The sequence below is a fragment of the Sanguibacter keddieii DSM 10542 genome, from assembly GCF_000024925.1.
Lineage (GTDB): Bacteria > Actinomycetota > Actinomycetes > Actinomycetales > Cellulomonadaceae > Sanguibacter > Sanguibacter keddieii.
Genome location: NC_013521.1, coordinates 2,570,974 through 2,590,298 on the forward strand (window position 1 = coordinate 2,570,974; position 19,325 = coordinate 2,590,298).

General features: G+C 73.5%; 15 protein-coding genes. 6 read left to right on the top strand and 9 right to left on the bottom strand.

Annotated elements, in window-relative coordinates; translation table 11 throughout:
* Window positions 1-3: 3 nt before the first annotated feature.
* Together SKED_RS11345 and SKED_RS11350 are read left to right on the top strand one after the other, a co-directional pair.
* Window positions 4-1,929: an HSP90 family protein gene (locus SKED_RS11345; RefSeq protein ID WP_012867296.1), complete on the top strand. Its 1,926-nt coding sequence runs from the start codon at window positions 4-6 to the stop codon at window positions 1,927-1,929.
* Entirely contained in the window at window positions 1,929-3,923 is a 1,995-nt protein-coding gene (locus SKED_RS11350; RefSeq protein ID WP_012867297.1) for a hypothetical protein, read from the top strand. Before SKED_RS11345 ends, SKED_RS11350 begins: the two co-directional genes overlap by 1 nt.
* Window position 3,924: 1 nt before the next feature.
* On the opposite strand, the gene SKED_RS11355 is transcribed toward SKED_RS11350, so the two are convergent.
* Window positions 3,925-4,500, bottom strand: coding sequence for a hypothetical protein (locus SKED_RS11355; protein WP_012867298.1), 576 nt, complete (start codon window positions 4,498-4,500; stop codon window positions 3,925-3,927).
* A 130-nt stretch (window positions 4,501-4,630) separates the two neighbouring features.
* Here SKED_RS11355 and SKED_RS11360 point away from each other — a divergent pair, with 130 nt between their 5' ends.
* Both SKED_RS11360 and SKED_RS11365 read left to right on the top strand, forming a co-directional pair.
* Window positions 4,631-5,272 carry a type III secretion system chaperone family protein gene (locus tag SKED_RS11360; protein ID WP_012867299.1) on the top strand — a complete coding sequence of 214 codons (642 nt, stop codon included), beginning with the start codon at window positions 4,631-4,633 and terminating at the stop codon, window positions 5,270-5,272.
* Window positions 5,269-5,853, top strand: coding sequence for a type III secretion system chaperone family protein (locus tag SKED_RS11365; RefSeq protein WP_012867300.1), 585 nt, complete (start codon window positions 5,269-5,271; stop codon window positions 5,851-5,853). The genes SKED_RS11360 and SKED_RS11365 overlap by 4 nt, the downstream gene beginning before the upstream one ends.
* Before the next feature lie 49 nt (window positions 5,854-5,902).
* Here the strand turns inward: SKED_RS11365 and miaB are convergent, their stop codons facing one another.
* The 5 genes from miaB to SKED_RS11390 all read right to left on the bottom strand — a co-directional run bounded on the left by miaB (window position 5,903) and on the right by SKED_RS11390 (window position 11,463).
* On the bottom strand, window positions 5,903-7,576 hold the full coding sequence (miaB, locus tag SKED_RS11370) for a tRNA (N6-isopentenyl adenosine(37)-C2)-methylthiotransferase MiaB (protein ID WP_012867301.1): 1,674 nt from the start codon (window positions 7,574-7,576) through the stop codon (window positions 5,903-5,905).
* A gap of 120 nt (window positions 7,577-7,696) precedes the next feature.
* Window positions 7,697-9,163: a ribonuclease Y gene (rny, locus tag SKED_RS11375; protein ID WP_012867302.1), complete on the bottom strand. Its 1,467-nt coding sequence runs from the start codon at window positions 9,161-9,163 to the stop codon at window positions 7,697-7,699.
* A 50-nt stretch (window positions 9,164-9,213) separates the two neighbouring features.
* On the bottom strand, window positions 9,214-9,867 hold the full coding sequence (locus SKED_RS11380) for a regulatory protein RecX (RefSeq protein ID WP_012867303.1): 654 nt from the start codon (window positions 9,865-9,867) through the stop codon (window positions 9,214-9,216).
* Window positions 9,864-10,943 carry a recombinase RecA gene (recA, locus tag SKED_RS11385; protein ID WP_012867304.1) on the bottom strand — a complete coding sequence of 360 codons (1,080 nt, stop codon included), beginning with the start codon at window positions 10,941-10,943 and terminating at the stop codon, window positions 9,864-9,866. The genes SKED_RS11380 and recA overlap by 4 nt, the downstream gene beginning before the upstream one ends.
* A 286-nt stretch (window positions 10,944-11,229) precedes the next feature.
* On the bottom strand, window positions 11,230-11,463 hold the full coding sequence (locus SKED_RS11390) for a DUF3046 domain-containing protein (protein ID WP_042438000.1): 234 nt from the start codon (window positions 11,461-11,463) through the stop codon (window positions 11,230-11,232).
* Window positions 11,464-11,565: 102 nt separating this feature from the next.
* On the opposite strand from SKED_RS11390, the gene SKED_RS11395 reads away from it, so the two are divergent.
* Together SKED_RS11395 and SKED_RS11400 are read left to right on the top strand one after the other, a co-directional pair.
* Window positions 11,566-16,467 (top strand): DEAD/DEAH box helicase, encoded by a 4,902-nt coding sequence (locus tag SKED_RS11395; protein ID WP_042439120.1) that lies wholly within the window; start codon window positions 11,566-11,568, stop codon window positions 16,465-16,467.
* A complete protein-coding gene (locus SKED_RS11400; RefSeq protein ID WP_012867307.1) occupies window positions 16,460-17,242 on the top strand; it encodes a DNA-formamidopyrimidine glycosylase family protein in 783 nt (260 codons plus the stop codon). The genes SKED_RS11395 and SKED_RS11400 overlap by 8 nt, the downstream gene beginning before the upstream one ends.
* Window positions 17,243-17,383: 141 nt before the next feature.
* Here the strand turns inward: SKED_RS11400 and SKED_RS11405 are convergent, their stop codons facing one another.
* The 3 genes from SKED_RS11405 to pgsA all read right to left on the bottom strand — a co-directional run bounded on the left by SKED_RS11405 (window position 17,384) and on the right by pgsA (window position 19,256).
* Entirely contained in the window at window positions 17,384-17,824 is a 441-nt protein-coding gene (locus SKED_RS11405; protein ID WP_425358128.1) for a helix-turn-helix domain-containing protein, read from the bottom strand.
* 260 nt (window positions 17,825-18,084) lie between these two features.
* Window positions 18,085-18,600 (bottom strand): CinA family protein, encoded by a 516-nt coding sequence (locus SKED_RS11410; protein ID WP_012867309.1) that lies wholly within the window; start codon window positions 18,598-18,600, stop codon window positions 18,085-18,087.
* On the bottom strand, window positions 18,597-19,256 hold the full coding sequence (gene pgsA / locus SKED_RS11415) for a CDP-diacylglycerol--glycerol-3-phosphate 3-phosphatidyltransferase (RefSeq protein ID WP_012867310.1): 660 nt from the start codon (window positions 19,254-19,256) through the stop codon (window positions 18,597-18,599). Before pgsA ends, SKED_RS11410 begins: the two co-directional genes overlap by 4 nt.
* Window positions 19,257-19,325: the final 69 nt, after the last annotated feature.

A 19,325-nucleotide genomic window follows, 5' to 3' on the forward strand; every position in this document is an offset into this window, starting at 1 on the left:
CGCATGAGCGAGACGTTCCAGGTCGACCTCGGCGGGATCGTCGACCTCCTCGCCCGTCACCTCTACAGCAGCCCGCGCGTCTACCTCCGCGAGCTGCTCCAGAACGCCACCGACGCGATCACCGCGCTCGACGAGACCTCTGCGACCTCGGAGGGCCCGTCGGACCCGGCCCGCCGGGTCGACGAGGCCGCTGGTGGCGCCGGTGTCGCTGACACCGAGGTGGTTCGAGGGTCGGTGACGCTGCGCTGCGGCGCCGGAGGGACCCTGGAGGTCTCGGACTCCGGCGTGGGGCTCACGCTCGCCGAGGCGACCGAGCTCCTCGCGACGATCGGACGCAGCTCGAAGCGAGACCTCGAGCTCGGCACCGGCCGTGAGCAGTTCCTCGGGCAGTTCGGCATCGGGCTGCTCTCGGCCTTCATGGTGACCGACGAGATCGAGCTGGTGTCCCGCTCGTCGCGCACCCCGGACGCCCGCGCGATCCGGTGGACGGGGTATGCCGACGGACGGTACTCGCTCGTCGAGCTGGCCGACGACGACCCGCGCGCTCCGGCCCGGGCGGGCAGCACGGTGCGCCTGGCGCCGCGCCGAGACCTCGAGCACTGGCTCGAGCCCGCGACCGTCGAGGCCCTCGCGGTCGACTACGGGTCGCTGCTCCCCGTGGACCTGCGCCTGGAGGTCGAGCAGCCCGACGGGTCGGTCGTGACCAGGTCGCTCAGCGAGACCGATCTCCCCTGGGAGCGCCGGTACGAGACGGACCGTGCCCGCGAGCTCGCGCTGCGGGAGTACTGCGAGTCGGCCCTCGGGTTCGCGCCGCTGGCGTGCATCCCCCTCGACCTGCCCGTCGCCGGTCTCAGCGGCGTCGCGTACGTCCTGCCGAGCGCCGTCTCCCCCACCACGAGCAGCGCCCACCGGGTGTACCTCAAGCGCATGCTGCTGGGCACCTCGGTCGACGAGCTCCTGCCGCCGTGGGCGTTCTTCGTGCGGTGCGTGGTCAACACCACCGCGGTACGCCCCACGGCGTCGCGCGAGGGCCTCTACGAGGACGACATCCTCCTGGCGACCCGGGACGCCCTGGGCTCCACGATCCGACGGTGGACGCTCGACACCCTCGCGATGCGCGACGCCGGCTCCGCCCGGCTGCTCGCCGTGCACCACCTCGCGGTGCGTGCGCTCGCCCTCGTCGACGACGACATGCTCGACCTGGCCGTGGAGGTGCTGCCCTTCGAGTGCACCACCGGGCAGGCGACCCTCGCCGAGATCCACGAGCGGCACGGTCAGATCCACTTCACCCCGACGGTGGAGGGCTACCGGCGGATCGCGCCCGTCGCGCACGCCCAGGACCTGCCGGTGGTGAACGCCGGGTACGTCTACGACGCGGACCTGCTCGAGCGGGTCCGGGTGCGTCGTCCGTCGTGGTCGGTGACGCCGGTCTCGGCCTCGGACGTCTCGCAGGTCCTGCTCCCGCTCGAGCCGCTGCGTGCGCTGGAGACCACGGACGCTCTCGTGAGCATCCGCGGCTCGCTCGCCGCCGGTGGGTGCGACGTCGACCTGCGGACCTTCGAGCCGTCGCAGATCCCCTCCATGCTGCTCGACGACCGCGACGCGGACCACGAGCAGGAGGTGTCGGCCGCGGTCTCCGAGGCCGACGACCTGTGGGGCGGGGTCCTCGGCGAGTTCTCCCAGCCGTCGCACCGCCGCCGGCTGATCCTCAACGACGCGAACCCCGCGGTCCGGGACGTCCTCGGGGTCTCGGACCGTGCGGTCCGGGAGGCCGGTGCGCGTGCGCTCTACGTGACGGCGCTGCTGCAGTCGGGACGTCCGCTCCCCCTCCACGAGACCGACCTCATGAACGACGCGCTGTCGACGCTCCTGCGCAGCGCGACCGCGGCCCGCGGGGCCGCCGACGACCGCGAAGGCGAGACCACCTGATGCCACGCTCGATCGACGACGTCAACGGCGCGATCATGCGCGTCCGCGACCTGCCGTTCGGCTCTGCCCGCAACGAGGTGGCGGCGTCGCTGGTGCGCGAGGTCGCCGCCGAGGGGCCCCAGGAGGCCCACGCCTTCGCGCTGTTCGCGCTCACCGAGTCGTACGCGTTCTCCGACGAGGTCGAGAAGGCGTACCTGCCGTTCACGCAGTCCGTGCGGCTGTGGGACGCCCGCCCCGAGCTCTTCGACGAGCACGACGTCCACTCCTTGTTCTGGTCGTTCAAGTGGATGGTCGGGAACCTCATGAGCTTCCCGACCATCTCCGCCACCCAGATCACCTCGACCCTCGACGACATGCGACGCCGGTACCGGCTGGCCGGGAACGGTCTGAGCGCCGTCAACCACCTCGCGTTCCAGTGGCACCACATGCTCGGCGACGCCGAGCTCCCCGCCGCCTACGACCGGTGGGTCACGACCGAGCGCGACGACTTCTCCCAGTGCCCGGCGTGCGAGCCCGGCGACCGCACGGCGTACCTCTTCGAGGAGGGCCGGTACGAGGAGGGCATCCGGCTGCTCGAGTCCGCCGAGGAGGCCAAGGCCTCGTGCCGCTCCGAGCCGGCCGACCGGCTCTCCCAGCTGCAGCTCGCCTACCTCGAGGTCGGCGACGCGGCCGGAGCGGCCCGTGCGCACCGCAGAGGCCTGCAGACCCTCGCCTCGAGCGGGGAGATGGCCGGCGCCCACGGCCGCCACGTGCAGCTGCTCGCGCGCAGCGGCAACACGGAGGCCGCGCACAGGTTCCTCTCGGCGTCGTCCACGCTGCTGACCCGGGCCGAGACCCCCGCAGACCGCCTCGCGTACCTCTGCGCTGCCGGCACCGGTGTGAGCGTGCTGCGCCGCCGCGAGCCGGGGCGCAGCGTGTCCTTCGAGGGGGTGCCTGCGACGACGGTCGCCGACCTCGACGACTGGATGCACGCCGAGGCGCTGGCTCTCGCCACCGCCTTCGACGCCCGGGGCGGGACCACGGCGTCGGTGGACCGGGTCCTGCGCGCCTGGTCCGGCGACCACAGCGAGCTCGACGTCGACCTCAGCGTGCTCCCCGGCCTCGGCGGGGGCAGCCAGCCTGCTCTGGGCGACCACGGCCAGGCAGACACGTCGCTGCCGGGAGGCACGGGCGAGACCGCGACACCTGCCTCCGGTGCCGGCGTCGGCCCGGACGCCCTGGTGTCGGCCGCCGAGTCGGCAGCCGCACGGGACGAGCCGCTCGAGTCAGCACGGCTGTACGCCCAGGCGGCGGACCTGTTCGTCGCCTCGGGCGAGGCCGAGGCCGCCGGCTTCGCCCTGGCGGAGGCCGCGGCGCTCAGCAGCGCCCTCGGTGACGTCGAGGGCGCGGTGCGGACGTTCCGGTCCGCCCTCGACCAGCTCGAGGCGGCCGGGACCGGCGTCGAGTACACCGGACCCGTGGTGCGCGCCTACGCACGGGCGTGCGCCGAGGCCGGCGAGGTCGAGGGCTCGTGGTCGCGGCTCGGTGACGCCGTCCGCGCCGCACGACGCGAGACGGACGCGGCGCGCGGTTCCGTCGCGGCCGTCGACCCTGGCGCGGAGGGCGCGATGGCGGAGGAGCTCGCCGCTCGCCAGCACCGGGCGCAAGTCCTGGCGGCGGAGCACGCCCAGCTGCTCGACACCCTCGCACGCGCTCACGCCGCCGCCGGCCTGTCCGACGAGGCGGTCACCGAGGCCACGCAGGCCGCCGAGGCCTTCGCGGGCCTGTCCATGGTGCAGGACGCGGCGCACTCCTTCTGGCTCGCCGGGAGGCTCCGCCGCGCGGACGGGCAGCTCGAGGAGGCTGTCTGGCTGCTCGAGTCTGCGACCGAGGGCTTCGCGATCGCACGGGCCCAGGCACCCCGTGCCGAGACCGTCGGCGAGCTCGTCGAGGTGCTCACCGCGCTCGGCCGCCTCGACGAGGCTCAGGAGCTCGTGCGGCGCCTCGCGGGCTGACTCAGCCGAGCCAGCGCTCGGCCAGTGCCCACACCTGCTGCTGTCCGGCGGCCAGGCCCGGGTGGGCGCCCGCTGGCAGCACCGCGTCGTGCGCTGCGAGCGCCACCAGCACCAGTCGCCTGCCCGCCAGCACGTCGTCGAGCACGACGGTCTCCGCCTCCGGTCCGCCACGCTCGACCGTCTCGACCGGTCCGTGCCACCCGGCGAGCGCGAGCAGCGTGACAGCGACGCCCGCCACGACGTCGAGGGACGGTGTCTCGGGAGACCCGGTCCCGAGGGCCCGGGCGTCGAGGCCGCTCGGCAACGCTGCTCGGTCGAGGCCGAGAGCACCGAGGTCGGCCCTCCCGTCCGTCGTCCGGAGCGACCGACGGGCCGGGGCCACGACCAGGACAGAGGGCACAGGGAGCACAGCGGTGCCGCCGTCCTCCGGGCTCGAGCCGGTCGCACCGCTGCGGGCGAGCGCCTCGGAGAGGGAGCCGACGAGCGCGGCGCGCTCTGCCGACCGCAGGTCCGCCCGTCCGGTCGCTCCCGGGAGCAGGGCGGGCTCCATGACGTGGCGGACGACGGTCGCAGGCATGGGCTCCACGGTACTCCGGCGGTCCCCCGCTGCCGTCCCGCACCCCTCGACCGCAGCGAGCACCACCAGGTGCGCCCTGTCGTCCCGTCGGCGCGGTGGCCCGGGCTCCGACCGCCTGTAGGCTTGCCAGATGGGGCTCTTCAAGGACCGCCGCCACCGCAGGACCGACGACCACTCCGGCGTCCGCGCCTCCCGCCGTGGTACCGCAGGTGGTGACGACGCAGGGGGTCGTGCAGCCGACGGCAGCGCGGGACAGGTCTCCGACGAGCAGCTGAGGATCGACGTCGAGCAGGTGCTGGCCCGTGAGCTGGGCGCCCTGGTGGACAGCGCCCCCGAGCCGGGTGTGACGCCGGTGACGCGAGCACGGGTGATCGAGTGGATCACCGACTACGGCTACTCCTACTTCGTCGACTCCGACGGTGACGTCGGTGGGCTGTGGCACTCGCGGCTGTTCTACTTCCTCCTCTTCGGTGCCCAGACCGAGATCCTCCAGGTGCGCGGTCAGTGGAACCGGGAGATCACGATCGAGCGGATCGAGGAGGTCCTCGACTTCTGCAACGACTGGAACACCGACCGGATCTGGCCGAAGGCCTACTTCAGGGTGCGTGACAACGGCATGATCCAGGTGTACGCCGAGGTCTCCGTCGACCTCGAGCACGGTGCGACCGACGAGCAGCTCGACCGGCTGCTCGCCTGCGGGCTGAGCACGTCCGCGATGCTGTTCGACACCCTCGACGGTCTCTACCCCGACCCCGCGGCGGTGGCCCCGTGACGCCCCGACCGCGCCGCGAGTGGCTCGACCGCCTGCTCTCGGCGCTCCCCGAGACCACCGCACGCCCCGACGCCAGGTCGGACGCGCCCGCACCCCGCCGGCCGTCCGTGCTCGACGTGCCGACACCGGTCACCCGTGACCGCATCGCCTCGTACCTCGGCTCGCGCGGCTACACGTCCAGGCTCGACGAGGACGGCGACATCACCGGCACCTGGGACGGGAACCGCTTCTGGTTCATGCTGCTCGGGGCAGAGAAGGACATCATCCAGATCCGCGGGCGCTGGCACCGACCGCTCGCCGAGTCGCACCGTGTCGCGACGCTGCAGATCGTCAACGACTGGAACCGGGACCGCATCTGGCCGAAGGCCTACGTGCGCCGGGAGAACGGCGCGCTGTCGCTGTACACGGAGCACTCGGTCGACTTCGGCCTGGGCGCCACCCAGGACCAGGTCGACCAGACCCTCGCCGGCGGCCTGAGCACCTCGCTGCAGCTGTTCTCCTCCGTCGCAGCGTCGCTGCGGCCGCAGTCCCAAGAGGACATGGACGACCTCGACGACAACGACGGCCCGGACGACGACTGACCCGCTGGTCCTGCCGGCCTCGTCGGCCTTCTCGGGCTCGTCGGGCCTGTCAGCCGCGTCGGAGCGCGGGCATCCCGAGCACCACGGGTGCTCCGGGCTGCGCCGGTGCGCTCCCGTGGTCGTGGCTGTCTCCCCCGAGCCCTGCACGGGCGCGCTCGCGCTGCACCCAGGCGTCGCCGGACCGGGTCCGTCGCACGGCGTAGACCGGTGTGCTCGCGGAGGTCGCGAGGGCCGAGTCCGCGACGAGGTGGTACGGCGCCGAGCCCGTGACCTGGACGGTCACCATGTCGCCCGGGCGAGGCACGTCGGGGTCGAGCGTCTCGGCGAGGCGCGGGTCGAGAGCCCCGGTCTCGACAGGGCTCCCGCCCGCGAGGTGCTCGGAGAGGTGCGCCGGGACCGCGAGGTGCACCAGCCGGTTGTCCTCGGCGCGACCGGTGAGACGGTGGGTGGCGCCGTCCTTGCGTCCGGCCCCCTCGGTGACGAGGACCTCGACGGTCCGCCCGACCTGCCGGGCGCTCTCTCGCGCCGACACGGCGTCCTGCAGGGCCATGAGTCGCTCGTAGCGCTCCTGCACGACCTCCTTCGGCAGCTGGTCCTCGAGGGTCGCCGCGGGAGTGCCGGGGCGTGGTGAGTACTGGAACGTGAAGGCCGAGGCGAAGCGGCTGGCCTCGACCACCCGGAGCGTCTCCGCGAAGTCGTCCTCCGTCTCGCCGGGGAACCCGACGATGAGGTCGGTGGTGATGGCCGCCTCCGGGATCGCCGCACGGACCCGGTCGAGGATGCCGAGGAACCGGTCCGAGCGGTAGGAGCGCCGCATGGCGCGCAGGACCCGGTCCGAGCCGGACTGCAGCGGCATGTGCAGCTGCGGCATGACGTTGTGCGTCTCGGCCATCGCGTCGATGACGTCGTCGGTGAAGGCCGCCGGGTGCGGGGAGGTGAAGCGCACCCGCTCGAGACCGTCGATCCGGCCGCAGGCACGCAGGAGGTGCGCGAAGGCCCCGCGGTCCCCGAACTCCACGCCGTAGCTGTTGACGTTCTGCCCGAGGAGCGTGACCTCGACCGCGCCCTGCGCGACGAGAGCCTCGACCTCGGCGAGCACCTGGCCCGGACGGCGGTCGCGCTCCTTGCCGCGCAGGTGCGGCACGATGCAGAAGGTGCACGTGTTGTTGCACCCGACGGAGATCGAAACCCAGCCGGCGTAGATCGACTCGCGGCGGGTGGGCAGGGTCGAGGGGAACACCTGGAGCGACTCGGCGATCTCGACCTGGGCGGCCTCGTTGTGGCGGGCCCGCTCGAGGAGCACGGGGAGCGCGTCGAGGTTGTGGGTCCCGAACACGACGTCGACCCACGGGGCCCGCTCGACGATGGTCGAGCGGTCCTTCTGCGCGAGGCACCCGCCGACGGCGATCTGCATGCCGGCACGTCGCTTCTTCGCACCGGCGAGCTGTCCGAGGTTGCCGTAGAGCCTCGTCGCGGCGTTCTCACGGACCGCGCAGGTGTTGATGACGACCACGTCGGCCTCGTCGCGGGCTGCGGCCTCGGCAGTCGCCCTCTGGTAGCCGGCCTGCTCGAGCATGCCGGACATGTGCTCGGAGTCGTGGACGTTCATCTGGCACCCGAGGGTCCGGACGACGTAGGTACGGGTCCCGGCGTCCGCCGTCTCGCGCGGGAGGCCAGGCTGCGGGTCGTGCCCGGCGTCCAGCGGGAGGGTTCTCGTCGACATCCGGCCAAGTTTACGGCTCGCGCGCCCTGGGCGGTGACGTCTGCCGGCCCGGGGACCCTGCGGTCGACCGACTGCCCCGGCGTCGGGCCCGGGTCCCGCCGTCACACCGCAGCCGTGGCGTCAGCCGGCGGTCGCCTGTGCGCGCAGCTCACGCACGACGGTGATCGAGATCTCGCCGGGGTAGCTCAGCGCGGCCTCGATGTCCTTCGCGATATCTCGGGCGAGGCCCGGGAGGTCGTCGTCGGTCACCGCCGAGGGCTCGACCACCACCCGGAGCTCGTGACCGCTCGCGAGGGCGAGCGCACGGGTGACCCCGGGGTGGGCCACGGCGACGCCCTCGAGCCGTTCCATGCGCTCGACGTACCGGTCGAGCTCGTCGCGTCGCGCGCCCGGCCGGGCGGCGGAGCAGGCGTCGGCGGCCTGGACGAGCACCGCCTCGACCGTCTCGGCGGGGACCTCGTCGTGGTGCGCGGCGACGGCGTTGACGACCGCGTGCGTCTCGCCCGCCGCGCTCAGCAGGCGTGCACCGGCGGCGGCGTGCGACCCGCCGGCGGAGGCGCTGACGCCCTTGCCGACGTCGTGCAGGAAGGCGGCCCGCCGCGCCGTCTCGACGTCAGCACCGACCTCGGCCGCCAGGCTCGCTGCGACGAGCGCCGTCTCCACGCTGTGCTCGAGCACGCTCTGCCCGTAGGAGGTGCGGTGCCGTAGCGCGCCGACGGCGAGGACGAGCTCGTGCGGCAGCCGGGCGACGCCGGCTCGCTCCGCAGCGTCGTGGCCGGCGGCAGCGGTCCGTGCGGGGGCGTCGGCGAGAGCCTGCGCGTAGGCGGACTCGATGCGCTGCGGGTGGATGCGCCCGTCGTCGATGAGCGCCTGGAGAGTCGCCTGGGCTACCTCGCGGCGCTCGGCGTCGAAGGACGAGAGCTGGACCGTGCTCGAGTCGTCCTCGACCAGCAGGTTGACTCCCGTGACAGCCTCGAAGGTCCGGATGTTGCGCCCCTCGCGGCCGATGATCCGACCACGGAGGTCGTCCGTGGGGAGCGGCACGATCGTGACCGCGACAGCCGAGCTGGTCGGCACGCTGAGGCGCTGGACCGCGGTCGCGACGATCCGACGGGCAGACTGGTCGGCGGTCCGGCGGGCGGCCGCCTCGACACGTCGTACGGCGCCGCTGGCCTCGTGCTCGGCGTCGGCACGCAGCACCTCGGAGAGCCGTGCGACGGCCTGCTCGCGGCTCAGGCCGGAGCTCTCCTCGAGCTCACGGACCAGGTCGTCGCGGAGCCGTCCGCGCTCCGCCGCGGCGCCTGCTGCGTCGACGACCGCCTGGGCTGCGAGGGCCTGGAGACGCTCCTCGGCCTCTTCGAGGCGCGCGCGCCGGGACGAGAGGTCCTTCTCGAGGGCCCGGGCCTCGTCGAGCCGGACCCGCGACTCGTCGTCACGGCGTCGGGTGTCGTTGCGGAGCTCGTCGACGTCTGCTGCGGCACGGGACCGGACGGCGGCCGCCTCGCGGCGGGCCGTCTGGACGAGGAGCAGGGCGACGAGGCAGGTGACGAGCAGCGCGAGCAGGGTCCCGAGCTCTGCACCGGTCACCGTCGATCCTCCTGCGTGTCTGGGACCCGTCGTTCAGCTGTCGTCGCTGGTCACCCGGGTGCTCCATCATGACCGACGTCGGGCTGCATCCAGGTGTCATCCGCGGACGTGTCGCCCGCGGGGTCCTCGACGCCGGCGTCCAGGCCGTCGTCGCGGGCAGGCTCTTCGGCGAGCGCGGCCCGGATCGCCTGCATCGCGACGGCAGACGAGTAGCCCTTGCGCCCCAGGGCGCCGAGGGCGCGGCGCACCCTGACGGCGTGCTCGAGCGAGCTGGTCCGGCGCAGCCGGGCCCGAGCGACGTCGAGGGCCGCCTCGGTCTCGTCGTCCTCGTCGACCTGGGCGAGGGCCTGCGCAGCGGTCTCGTCGTCGATGCCCTTGCGCCGGAGCTCTTGGGCGATCGCCCGTCGGCTCTGCCCTCGCTCGGTGAACCTCGTGCGGACGATCATGGCCGCGAGCTCGGCGTCGTCGAGCAGGCCGACGTTCTCGAGGCGGTCGAGCAGCTCGGTGACGACGTCGGGCTCGTCACCTGCGGCGAGCAGGCGCTCTTCGACCTGCCTCCGGCTCTTGGGGGCGGCGGTGAGGATCTTGAGCGCCCGGTTGCGCGCCCGCTCGACCTGCTCGACGCGGGACGGCGCAGAGACCGCGGTCCCCTCCTCTTCCCCAGGAGCGGTCCGCGGTCTCTGCGAGCGTGTCGAGCGACTCAGGAGTCGCTCTTCTTCCCCTTGGCAGCGGCCTTGGCGGGCGCTGCGTCGATCGGCGCAGGGGTAGCCGGGGCGTCGACCTGCGCGCCGACGCCGAGCTTCTCCTTGATGCGCTTCTCGAGCTCGTTGGCGAGGTCGGGGTTGTCCTTGAGGAAGGTCCGGGCGTTCTCCTTGCCCTGGCCGAGCTGGTCGCCGTCGTAGGTGAACCACGAGCCGGACTTGCGCACGAAGCCGTGCTCGACACCCATGTCGATGAGGCCACCCTCGCGGGAGATCCCGTGCCCGTAGAGGATGTCGAACTCCGCCTGCTTGAAGGGCGGGGCCATCTTGTTCTTGACGACCTTGACGCGGGTGCGGTTACCGACCGGCTCGGTGCCCTCCTTGAGGGTCTCGATCCGACGGATGTCGAGGCGCACCGAGGCGTAGAACTTCAGAGCCTTGCCACCGGTGGTGGTCTCGGGCGAGCCGAACATCACACCGATCTTCTCGCGGAGCTGGTTGATGAAGATCGCGGTGGTGCCGGAGGAGCTCAGCGCACCGGTGATCTTGCGCAGCGCCTGCGACATGAGTCGCGCCTGGAGGCCGACGTGGCTGTCACCCATCTCGCCCTCGATCTCGGCCTTGGGCACGAGCGCGGCGACGGAGTCGATGACGATGATGTCGATCGCACCCGACCGGATGAGCATGTCCGCGATCTCGAGCGCCTGCTCGCCGGTGTCCGGCTGCGAGACGAGGAGGGCGTCGGTGTCCACGCCGAGCTTCTTGGCGTAGTCGGGGTCGAGGGCGTGCTCGGCGTCGATGAAGGCGGCGATGCCGCCGTTGCGCTGGGCGCTCGCGACGGCGTGCAGCGCGACGGTGGTCTTACCGCTCGACTCGGGGCCGTAGACCTCGACGACGCGGCCGCGGGGCAGCCCGCCGATGCCGAGCGCGATGTCGAGGGCGATCGACCCGGTGGGGATCACCTCGACGGGCGCCCTGCCGTCCTCGCCGAGACGCATGATCGAGCCCTTGCCGAAGTTCCGGTCGATCTGCGCGAGCGCGGCCTCGAGCGCCTTCTCGCGATCTGCTGGTGCGGGCATGTCTGCCGCCTCTCCGTCTGAGAGCGGTCGCCCGCTCGGTGTGGTGCCTGTCGTATGACGAGGACGCTACGTCCTACCTCTGACACGAGCGCCGGGAACGAGCCCTCGTGTGGACGACGCATCTGAAGAGGCGCCCTGCGGACAACGATAACCGAACATCTGTTCGAAGATCCACCCGCGCCCCGGCGTGTCCCGAGAGCCTCCGTGCGTGTCGGTGCGTCTCCGTGCGTCTCACGCGTCTCGGTGCACCGCGCCCGCAGCCCGGCGGCATCTCTCGACCTCGCCGTCAGCGGGCCGGTGGCGCCTGCCGGAAGAGGTCGCTCCCCCAGCGCCGTGCGTCGGGGACGTCCATCGCGTCGCAGAGCGCGTGCCACACGACGCGGGGCTCGACCCCGGCCTCGACCGCCTGGGCGGCGGTCCGGTCGCCCAGGGCCGTGAGCACCTGGTCGTCGGCCAGCGTCCTGCCGTAGGCGCGGCCGAAGACGTCGTCGACCAGGTCCCAGAACTCTCTGTTGCGCACCCTCACAGGGTGCCACGACCGACGCGTGTCGGCGGAACCAGACACAATGTCACGGTGGCCACAGGACAGCAGGACGACACCGCGGCGCGGGCCGCCCGCGACATCGCGCACGACCCGGACGCCCGGCGCCCTGCGCTCGAGCGCTTCAGCCCGGCGACCCAGGCGTGGTTCGCCGGGGCCTTCCACGCCCCCACGGCGGCGCAGACCGGCACCTGGGACGCCGTCGCGGACGGCCACCACGCGCTCGTCGTCGCGCCGACCGGGTCGGGCAAGACCCTCGCGGCCTTCCTCTGGGCCCTCGACGGCCTGCTCGACCCCTCCGGCCCCGAGCCCGAGCCACCGGCCCGCTGCCGGGTCGTGTACGTCTCGCCCCTCAAGGCGCTCGCCGCTGACGTCGAGCGGAACCTGCGCTCCCCGCTCGCCGGTGTGCGGCAGTCGGCCGCTCGCCGCGGGGAGGCCATCCGGGAGGTACGCGTCGGCACCCGTACCGGTGACACCCCGGCGAGCGAGCGTCGCGCCTTCGCGACCACCCCGCCGGACATCCTCATCACGACGCCGGAGTCGCTGTTCCTCATCCTCACCTCGGGCGCCCGGGAAGGGCTCCGCGGTGTCACCACGGTGATCCTCGACGAGATCCACGCGGTCGCGGGGACCAAGCGCGGGGCCCACCTGGCGGTCTCGCTCGAACGTCTCGACGCCCTCGTCGAGACGCCCGTCCAGCGCATCGGGCTGTCGGCCACCGTGACTCCGGTCTCCTCCGTCGCGGCCTTCCTGGCCGGCAGCAGGACGCCCGCAGACGGCGGACGCACCGTCGACGTGGTCCAGCCGCCCGCGTCGAAGACCATCGAGGTCGACGTGGTCGTGCCGGTGCCCGACCTCGCCGACCTGCGCTCGGCGCCGACCGCCGGCGCCACCGACGGCCCGCAGGCTCAGGGAGCACCGGCACCGGGGACGCAGCCTCCGGGCGCCGGAGGGCCCGCCACCCTCGCACCCGGCGTGCCCGACCTCTCGGGGGCGGCTGCCGGACCCCGCGCCCGGCCGTCCGTCTGGCCGCACATCGAGGAGCGGGTGGTCGACCTGGTCGCCGCCCACCGTTCGACGCTCGTCTTCACGAACTCGCGCCGGGGCGCGGAGCGGCTCACCTCTCGCATGAACGAGGTGTGGGCCGAGCGCGAGGGTGCCGACCACACCGACCCGGGCGAGGCGCACCCGGCGCTCGTGCAGGGCCAGTCCGGCGCCTCGACGGGGGCGCCCGGCGTGCTCGCCCGCGCCCACCACGGGTCGATGAGCCGTGCCGAGCGCACCCACACCGAGACCGAGCTCAAGGAGGGACGGCTGCCCGCCGTGGTCTCGACCTCGTCGCTCGAGCTCGGCATCGACATGGGCGCGATCGACCTCGTGGTGCAGATCGGCTCGCCGCCGTCGGTCGCGAGCGGCCTCCAGCGGATCGGCCGCGCCGGCCACCAGGTCGGGGCTGTCTCCCACGGGGTCGTCTTCCCGATGCACCGCGGAGACCTGGTCCCGTCGACCGTCATCGCCGAGCGGATGCGGACCGGGAGCATCGAGCCCGTCCACGTCATGCGCAACCCGCTCGACGTGCTGGCCCAGCAGGTCGTCGCCATGGTCGCGACCGAGGACTGGCACATCGAGGAGCTCGCGACCGTCCTCCGGCGCGCCGACCCGTACACCACCCTCGGGGACCGCACGCTGCGCGCCGTGCTGGACATGCTCGCCGGTCGCTACCCGAGCGAGGACTTCGGTGAGCTCCGCGCGCGCATCGTGTGGGACCGGGTGACCGACACGCTCTCCGCACGCCCCGGCGCGCTGCGCCTGGCGGTCACCAGCGGAGGCACCATCCCGGACCGTGGTCTCTACGGGGTCTTCCTCGCGACGGGCGCGAGCGGCGCCACGGGCGACTCCGGGAGCCCGAGAGGCGGGAAGCGCGTCGGCGAGCTCGACGAGGAGATGGTCTACGAGTCCCGGGTCGGCGACACCTTCACCCTCGGGTCGAGCACGTGGCGGATCGAGGACATCACCCCCGACCAGGTGCTCGTGAGCCCTGCCCCGGGCGTGCCCGGGCGGCTGCCCTTCTGGAAGGGCGACTCCCCCGGGCGCCCCGCCGAGCTCGGGCGGGCGATCGGCGCCTGGGTCCGCGAGGCGAGCCAGCAGGCCGGCACAGCAGGCACAGGCTCCAGCACTCCCTGGGCGGGGCTCGACCCCTGGGCCACCGACAACCTCCGGGCTTACCTCGACGAGCAGCGCGAGGCCACCGGCGTCGTCCCCGACGACAAGACCCTCCTGGTCGAGAGGTTCCGTGACGAGCTCGGCGACTGGCGCGTGGTGATCCACTCCCCCTACGGCGCCAAGGTCCACGCGCCGTGGGCTCTCGTGCTCGCCGCGCGCATCCGGGAGCGCTTCGGCATCGACGCCGCCGCGATGCACTCCGACGACGGCATCGTGCTGCGCATGCCCGACGTCTCGGACCCCTTCGCCGAGCTGCCAGACGGGACGAGCACCGACGCCTCGCGCGACCAGGTCGACCTGGCCGAGCTGCTGCTCGACCCCGAGGCGGTCGAGACCGCGGTGCGGTCCGAGCTCAGCGGGTCCAACCTCTTCGGGGCACGCTTCCGGGAGGCCGCGGCCCGCGCCCTGCTGCTCCCCCGCCGACGTCCCGACCGTCGCCAGCCGCTGTGGCAGCAGCGTCACCGCTCGGCCCAGCTGCTGAGCGTCGCGTCCGGGTTCCCCGACTTCCCGATCGTCCTCGAGGCCGTCCGGGAGTGCCTCCAGGACGACTTCGACGTCGCGTCGCTCGTCTCCCTCATGAAGGACGTCGAGGACGGGCGGGTCCAGGTCGTCGAGGTCACGACCCGCACCCCGTCGCCCTTCGCCCAGTCCCTGCTGTTCGGGTACACGGCGCAGTTCCTCTACGACGGGGACGCGCCGCTCGCCGAGCGCCGCGCTGCCGCGCTGACCCTCGACCCGGACCTGCTGGCCGAGCTCCTCGGCAGCGACGGCAGCTCGCAGATCGCCGACCTCCTCGACCCCGACGCCGTGGTGCGGACCGAGCAGGAGCTGTCCGGCCTGGCTCCCGAGCGGCACGCCCGGCACGCGGAGGACCTCTGGGACCTGCTGCGCAGGACCGGACCGCTCACCACGGCGGAGGTTGTCGAGCGGACCCGCGAGGACGTCCGCGGCGAGGCCGAGCAGTGGCTCGACGCGCTCGCCGCCAGCCGCCGGGTCGTCCAGGTGCGCATCGCCGGCGTCGAGCCCGCAGAGCGGTGGGCCGTCGCCGAGGACGCCGGGCGTCTGCGGGACGCGCTCGGAGTCGCGCTGCCCGTGGGGCTGCCGGAGAGCGTCACGGAGCTGGTGCCCGACCCGCTCGGCGACCTCGTCCGCCGGTACTCGCGCACCCACGGCCCCTTCGCCGCCCGGGACCTCGCCGGCCGCTACGGGCTCGGCGTCGCCGTGGTCGCGGACGTGCTGCGTCGCCACGTGCAGGCCGGGCAGCTGGTCACGGGCAGGCTGCGGCCGGACGTCCTCGGCGGGACGGGCGAGGACTACTGCGACGCCGACGTGCTGCGGACGCTGCGTCGTCGGTCCCTGGCCGCGCTGCGCGCCGAGGTCGAGCCCGTCCAGCACCCGGCGCTCGGGGTGTTCTTGCCCCGGTGGCAGTCGGTGGGCGGTCTCCGCGGGGTCGACGGGCTCTACCGGGTGGTCGAGCAGCTCTCGGGCGCCCCGGTACCGGTCTCCGCGCTCGAGTCGCAGATCCTCCCGGCGCGCGTGGTCGACTACCGGCCCTCGATGCTCGACGAGCTGACGACGTCGGGCGAGGTCCTCTGGTGCGGGCACCACGAGCTCCCGGGCGGGCGCGGCGCGGCGGACGCCATGATCAGCCTGCACCTCGCCGACTCGGCGCACCTGACCCTGCGCCCAGTCGAGGCGGACGACGCCCCGCTCACCGACCTGCAGGCGGCGGTCCTCGGGCTGCTCGAGGCCTCGGGAGGGTTCTTCTACCCACGGCTCGCGTCCTCGCTCGAGCACCCCGGCCCCGAGGTCCTCGCTGCGCTGTGGGAGCTCGTCTGGTCCGGCCACGTCACCAACGACACCCTGGGCCCCCTCCGTGGACGGCTCAGCGGCCGTCGCGCGACGAGCCGGTCGAGCCCGGCCGCGAGACCGCGCCCCCTGAGCCGCCGACCCCGCTTCTCCTCTCTCGGTGCGACCGCGAGCTCGATCCGAGAGGCTGCCGCAGACCCGTCGGGCGGCGGCCGGTGGTCGGCGCTGCCGGTCCGCGACGTCGACACCACCCGGCGCGCGCACGCGCTCGCCACGGTCCTGCTCGACCGGCACGGCGTGCTCACCCGCGCGGTCACCGGCGCCGAGCAGGTCACCTCCGAGTACCGCGGGGTCTACAAGGTCCTCGGCGCGCTCGAGACGGCGGGCCAGGTGCGTCGCGGGTACTTCGTGGAGCACCTCGGTGGCTCGCAGTTCGCCCTGCCTGGCGCGGTGGACCAGCTGCGCACCGCGGAGAACGACAGGGTCCGGGAGGCCGAGCGGACCGACCCGCCGACGGCGCTGTGCCTCGCCGCGACCGACCCCGCCCAGCCGTACGGGGCGGCGCTGGCGTGGCCGCCCTCCCCCGGCGCGGAGGAGGCGGGGCGCTCGGGTCACCGTCCCGGCCGGAAGGCCGGTGCGCACGTGGTCGTGGTCCGTGGAGAGCTCGTCCTCTACCTCGAGCGCGGCGGGCGCAGCCTCCTGACGTTCTCCGACGACCAGACGCTCCTCGAGCCTGCGACCCGTGCACTGGCGCTGTCCGTGGCGGACGGCCGCCTCGGCAAGGTCACGCTGCGCCGGGTCGACGGGGACGAGTCGCTGACCGTGGCCGGTGCCAGCCGCACCGCCGGGGTCGCCGCGCTGGTCGCAGCAGGCTTCGGTCCGACACCCTCCGGGCTCCGGCTCTCCGGTCTCCCGGCAGGTCGCCGGTCCGCGGGCGGTGCCCGTGCCTGAGGGCGACACCGTCTTCCTCACCGCGCGCCGGCTCGACGAGGCGCTCAGCGGGACGGTGCTCACGTGGGCCGAGCTCCGCTGGCCGAACCTCGACCCGACGGCGCTCGCCGGGACGACGGTGCTGCGCTCGCGCGCCTACGGCAAGCACGTCCTCACGACGGTGGACAGCGGGTGGACGCTGCACACGCACCTGCGCATGGACGGGACGTGGCGGGTGCACCGTACCGACCCCGCAGCCCGGCTCGCCCGGCGCCCGACCGTCCGTGCCGTGCTGGCCAACGAGACGTGGACCTGCGTCGGCGACAGGCTCGGGATGATGGACCTGGTCCGGACCCGTGACGAGCACACCCTGCTCGACCACCTGGGCCCGGACATCCTCGCACCGGACTTCGGCAGCTCCCCGGACGGGCTCGCAGCCGTCCTGCGGACCTACCAGGCGCAGGGTGCTCGGCCGGTCGGCGACTGCCTGCTCGACCAGACGCTCATGGCCGGTGTGGGGACCCTGTTCGCGGCGGAGGGACTGTTCGACCGCCAGGTGTGGCCCTGGACCCCGGCGGCCGAGGTCGACCTGGTCCCGCTGCTGGGCAGCATCCGACGGAACCTGCTGCGCGGCGTCGCCCGTCCGGTCGACGGCCGGGTGGTGCACGTCCACTCCCGGTCGGGCTCTCCGTGCCACCGCTGCGGGACCACCATCGTCCGTGGTCTGGCCGGGGTCGCCCCGATGGAGCGGCCGATGTTCTACTGCCCCGTCTGCCAGCCCGAACCGCCTCGGTGACCTGACCTCGCCGCTGGAGCAGCCCACGCCCAGCAGCACGGCGCGTGCGGAGCCGGGTGGCCCGCAGACGCACGACAGGCTGCGCACCGTCCGGTGCGCAGCCTGTCGTCGGTCGAGGCCGTGGCCTCGTGCACTCGTCGCTCAGCCGATCGGCTGGAGGTCCTTCGCGGTGCGGCCCAGGGCGTCGCGGCCCATCGCGGCGAGGTCCGCCGGGACGGTGTCCGGGATGAGCAGACCCTCGGCGACCGCGATGCGGTCGCTCACCTCTCGCAGGATCGACGAGAGCGGGATGTCGAGGGCCTCGCAGATCGAGCCGAGGAGCTCAGACGACGCTTCCTTCTGGCCACGCTCGACCTCGCTGAGGTACCCGAGCGACACCCGTGCTGCTGAGGACACCTCGCGGAGCGTGCGTCCCTGTAGCTGGCGAGCATCTCGCAGTACGTCCCCGATCTCTCGGCGCAGTACGACCATCTGACGGCCCCCTCTCGTGTCCGGTGCTGGCTGTGGTCTCGTGGTGACGTCTCGTCGACGGTCCGGCTGCCTGGTGCCTGCCCGGCCTGACCTGTCTGTCCTGCTCGACATGCCAGCGGGTGCCACCGACGTCGACGTCACGTCGCCCCTACCGTACCCTGATCGGCCGACAGGCTGCCCGGTGAAGGGCAGACCGACGCCAGATCTCGACGGTCTCGTCACATCGGTCCGGCGCTCGCCACGATTTGTCATCACGTCCTGTCCAACGCGACGCCCCCCCGGGTTGTTCCCGTCGCGAGCCCGACGGAGCCGGTCTCACCCGGTGGCGCCGGTCACCCGCGGCTGCGGCGACACCCGTCGCCGGCGAGGCGTCAGGCGTGGTCGACCACCTCGAGGACGAGGTGGAGCGCAGCAGCCACCGTCTGCGACCGCACCGCGTCGCGCGCGCCCTCGAGCTCGAGACGCCGGACCAGCGGCCGGCCACGCCCGTCGTCGACGGCGATGTACACGGTCCCTGGCGCGACCCCGTCCTGCGGTTCGGGACCGGCCACACCGGTGGTCGACACACCGACGTCGGCCCCGAGCAGGAGTCGGACGCCGGACGCCATCGCGAGGGCGACGTCGGGGTCGACCGCTCCACGCCGCGACAGCAGCTCCTCGTCCACGCCGAGGAGCCGCGCCTTGAGGTCGGTCGCGTACGCGACGACGCCGCCGCGCAGGACGGCGGACGCCCCGGGGACGTCGACCACACGGGCGGCGAGCCCTCCCCCGGTGAGCGACTCGGCGGTCGCGAGGGTGAGACCGGCGCGCGTCATCGTCGCCACCAGCCTCTCGACGGTCCGGTCGGGGCCGGGTCCACCAGCACCGTCAGCCGTCACCCCGGTCATGGGCGACGGGTGTCGTGGGCGATGCCCTCGGGCTCGCCGGTCGGGGAGGCGGTCGGGGAGGCGGTCTGCGACCGCGCCACCTCGGCGCGGTGCTCGCGGACGACGCGCCACCCCTGCAGGGCGTAGTCGACGCCGGTCGCGAGGGTGACCACGAGAGCGGCGCCCATCGCCACCGTCCCGACCCACCCGACGAAGGTCGGCAGGTGGTCGAGGGGCAGCAGGAGGATCGGGATCGCGACGGACTGGAGCACCGTCTTGAGCTTGCCGCCCCGCGAGGCCGGCATGACGACGTAGCGCAGGATCACCATGCGCATGAGGGTGATGCCCAGCTCCCGGGCGAGGATCGCGATGGTCACCCACCACCACAGCTCTCCGAGCGCCGAGAGCAGCACGAGCGCGGTCCCGATGAGGACCTTGTCGGCGATCGGGTCGAGGATCTTGCCGAGGTCGGTGACGAGGTCGTTCTTGCGGGCGAGGTAGCCGTCGAGCCGGTCGGTGATCGCCGCGACCCCGAAGATGGCGACCGCGACGAGCCGCCAGGTGACGTCGTCACCACCGTCCTGGAGCAACGCCCACCCGAAGACGGGGACGAGGGCGATGCGCACCATCGTGATGATGTTCGCGATGTTCCACGGCGACGCTGTCTGGGTGCTCACCCGACCAGCGTAGGCGCTCGACCGACGGTCCGCGCCCAGGCCGTCCCCCGGGGGCGTCGTGAGCCAGGG

Excerpts from the sequence above, each read along its gene's own strand:
- SKED_RS11345 (WP_012867296.1), top strand. The coding sequence starts at position 4 with ATGAGCGAGACGTTCCAGGTCGACCTCGGCGGGATCGTCGACCTCCTC.
- SKED_RS11350 (WP_012867297.1), top strand. The coding sequence starts at position 1,929 with ATGCCACGCTCGATCGACGACGTCAACGGCGCGATCATGCGCGTCCGC.
- SKED_RS11355 (WP_012867298.1), bottom strand. The coding sequence starts at position 4,500 with ATGCCTGCGACCGTCGTCCGCCACGTCATGGAGCCCGCCCTGCTCCCG.
- SKED_RS11360 (WP_012867299.1), top strand. The coding sequence starts at position 4,631 with ATGGGGCTCTTCAAGGACCGCCGCCACCGCAGGACCGACGACCACTCC.
- miaB (WP_012867301.1), bottom strand. The coding sequence starts at position 7,576 with ATGTCGACGAGAACCCTCCCGCTGGACGCCGGGCACGACCCGCAGCCT.
- recA (WP_012867304.1), bottom strand. The coding sequence starts at position 10,943 with ATGCCCGCACCAGCAGATCGCGAGAAGGCGCTCGAGGCCGCGCTCGCG.
- SKED_RS11405 (WP_425358128.1), bottom strand. The coding sequence starts at position 17,824 with ATGTCGAGCAGGACAGACAGGTCAGGCCGGGCAGGCACCAGGCAGCCG.
- SKED_RS11410 (WP_012867309.1), bottom strand. The coding sequence starts at position 18,600 with ATGACCGGGGTGACGGCTGACGGTGCTGGTGGACCCGGCCCCGACCGG.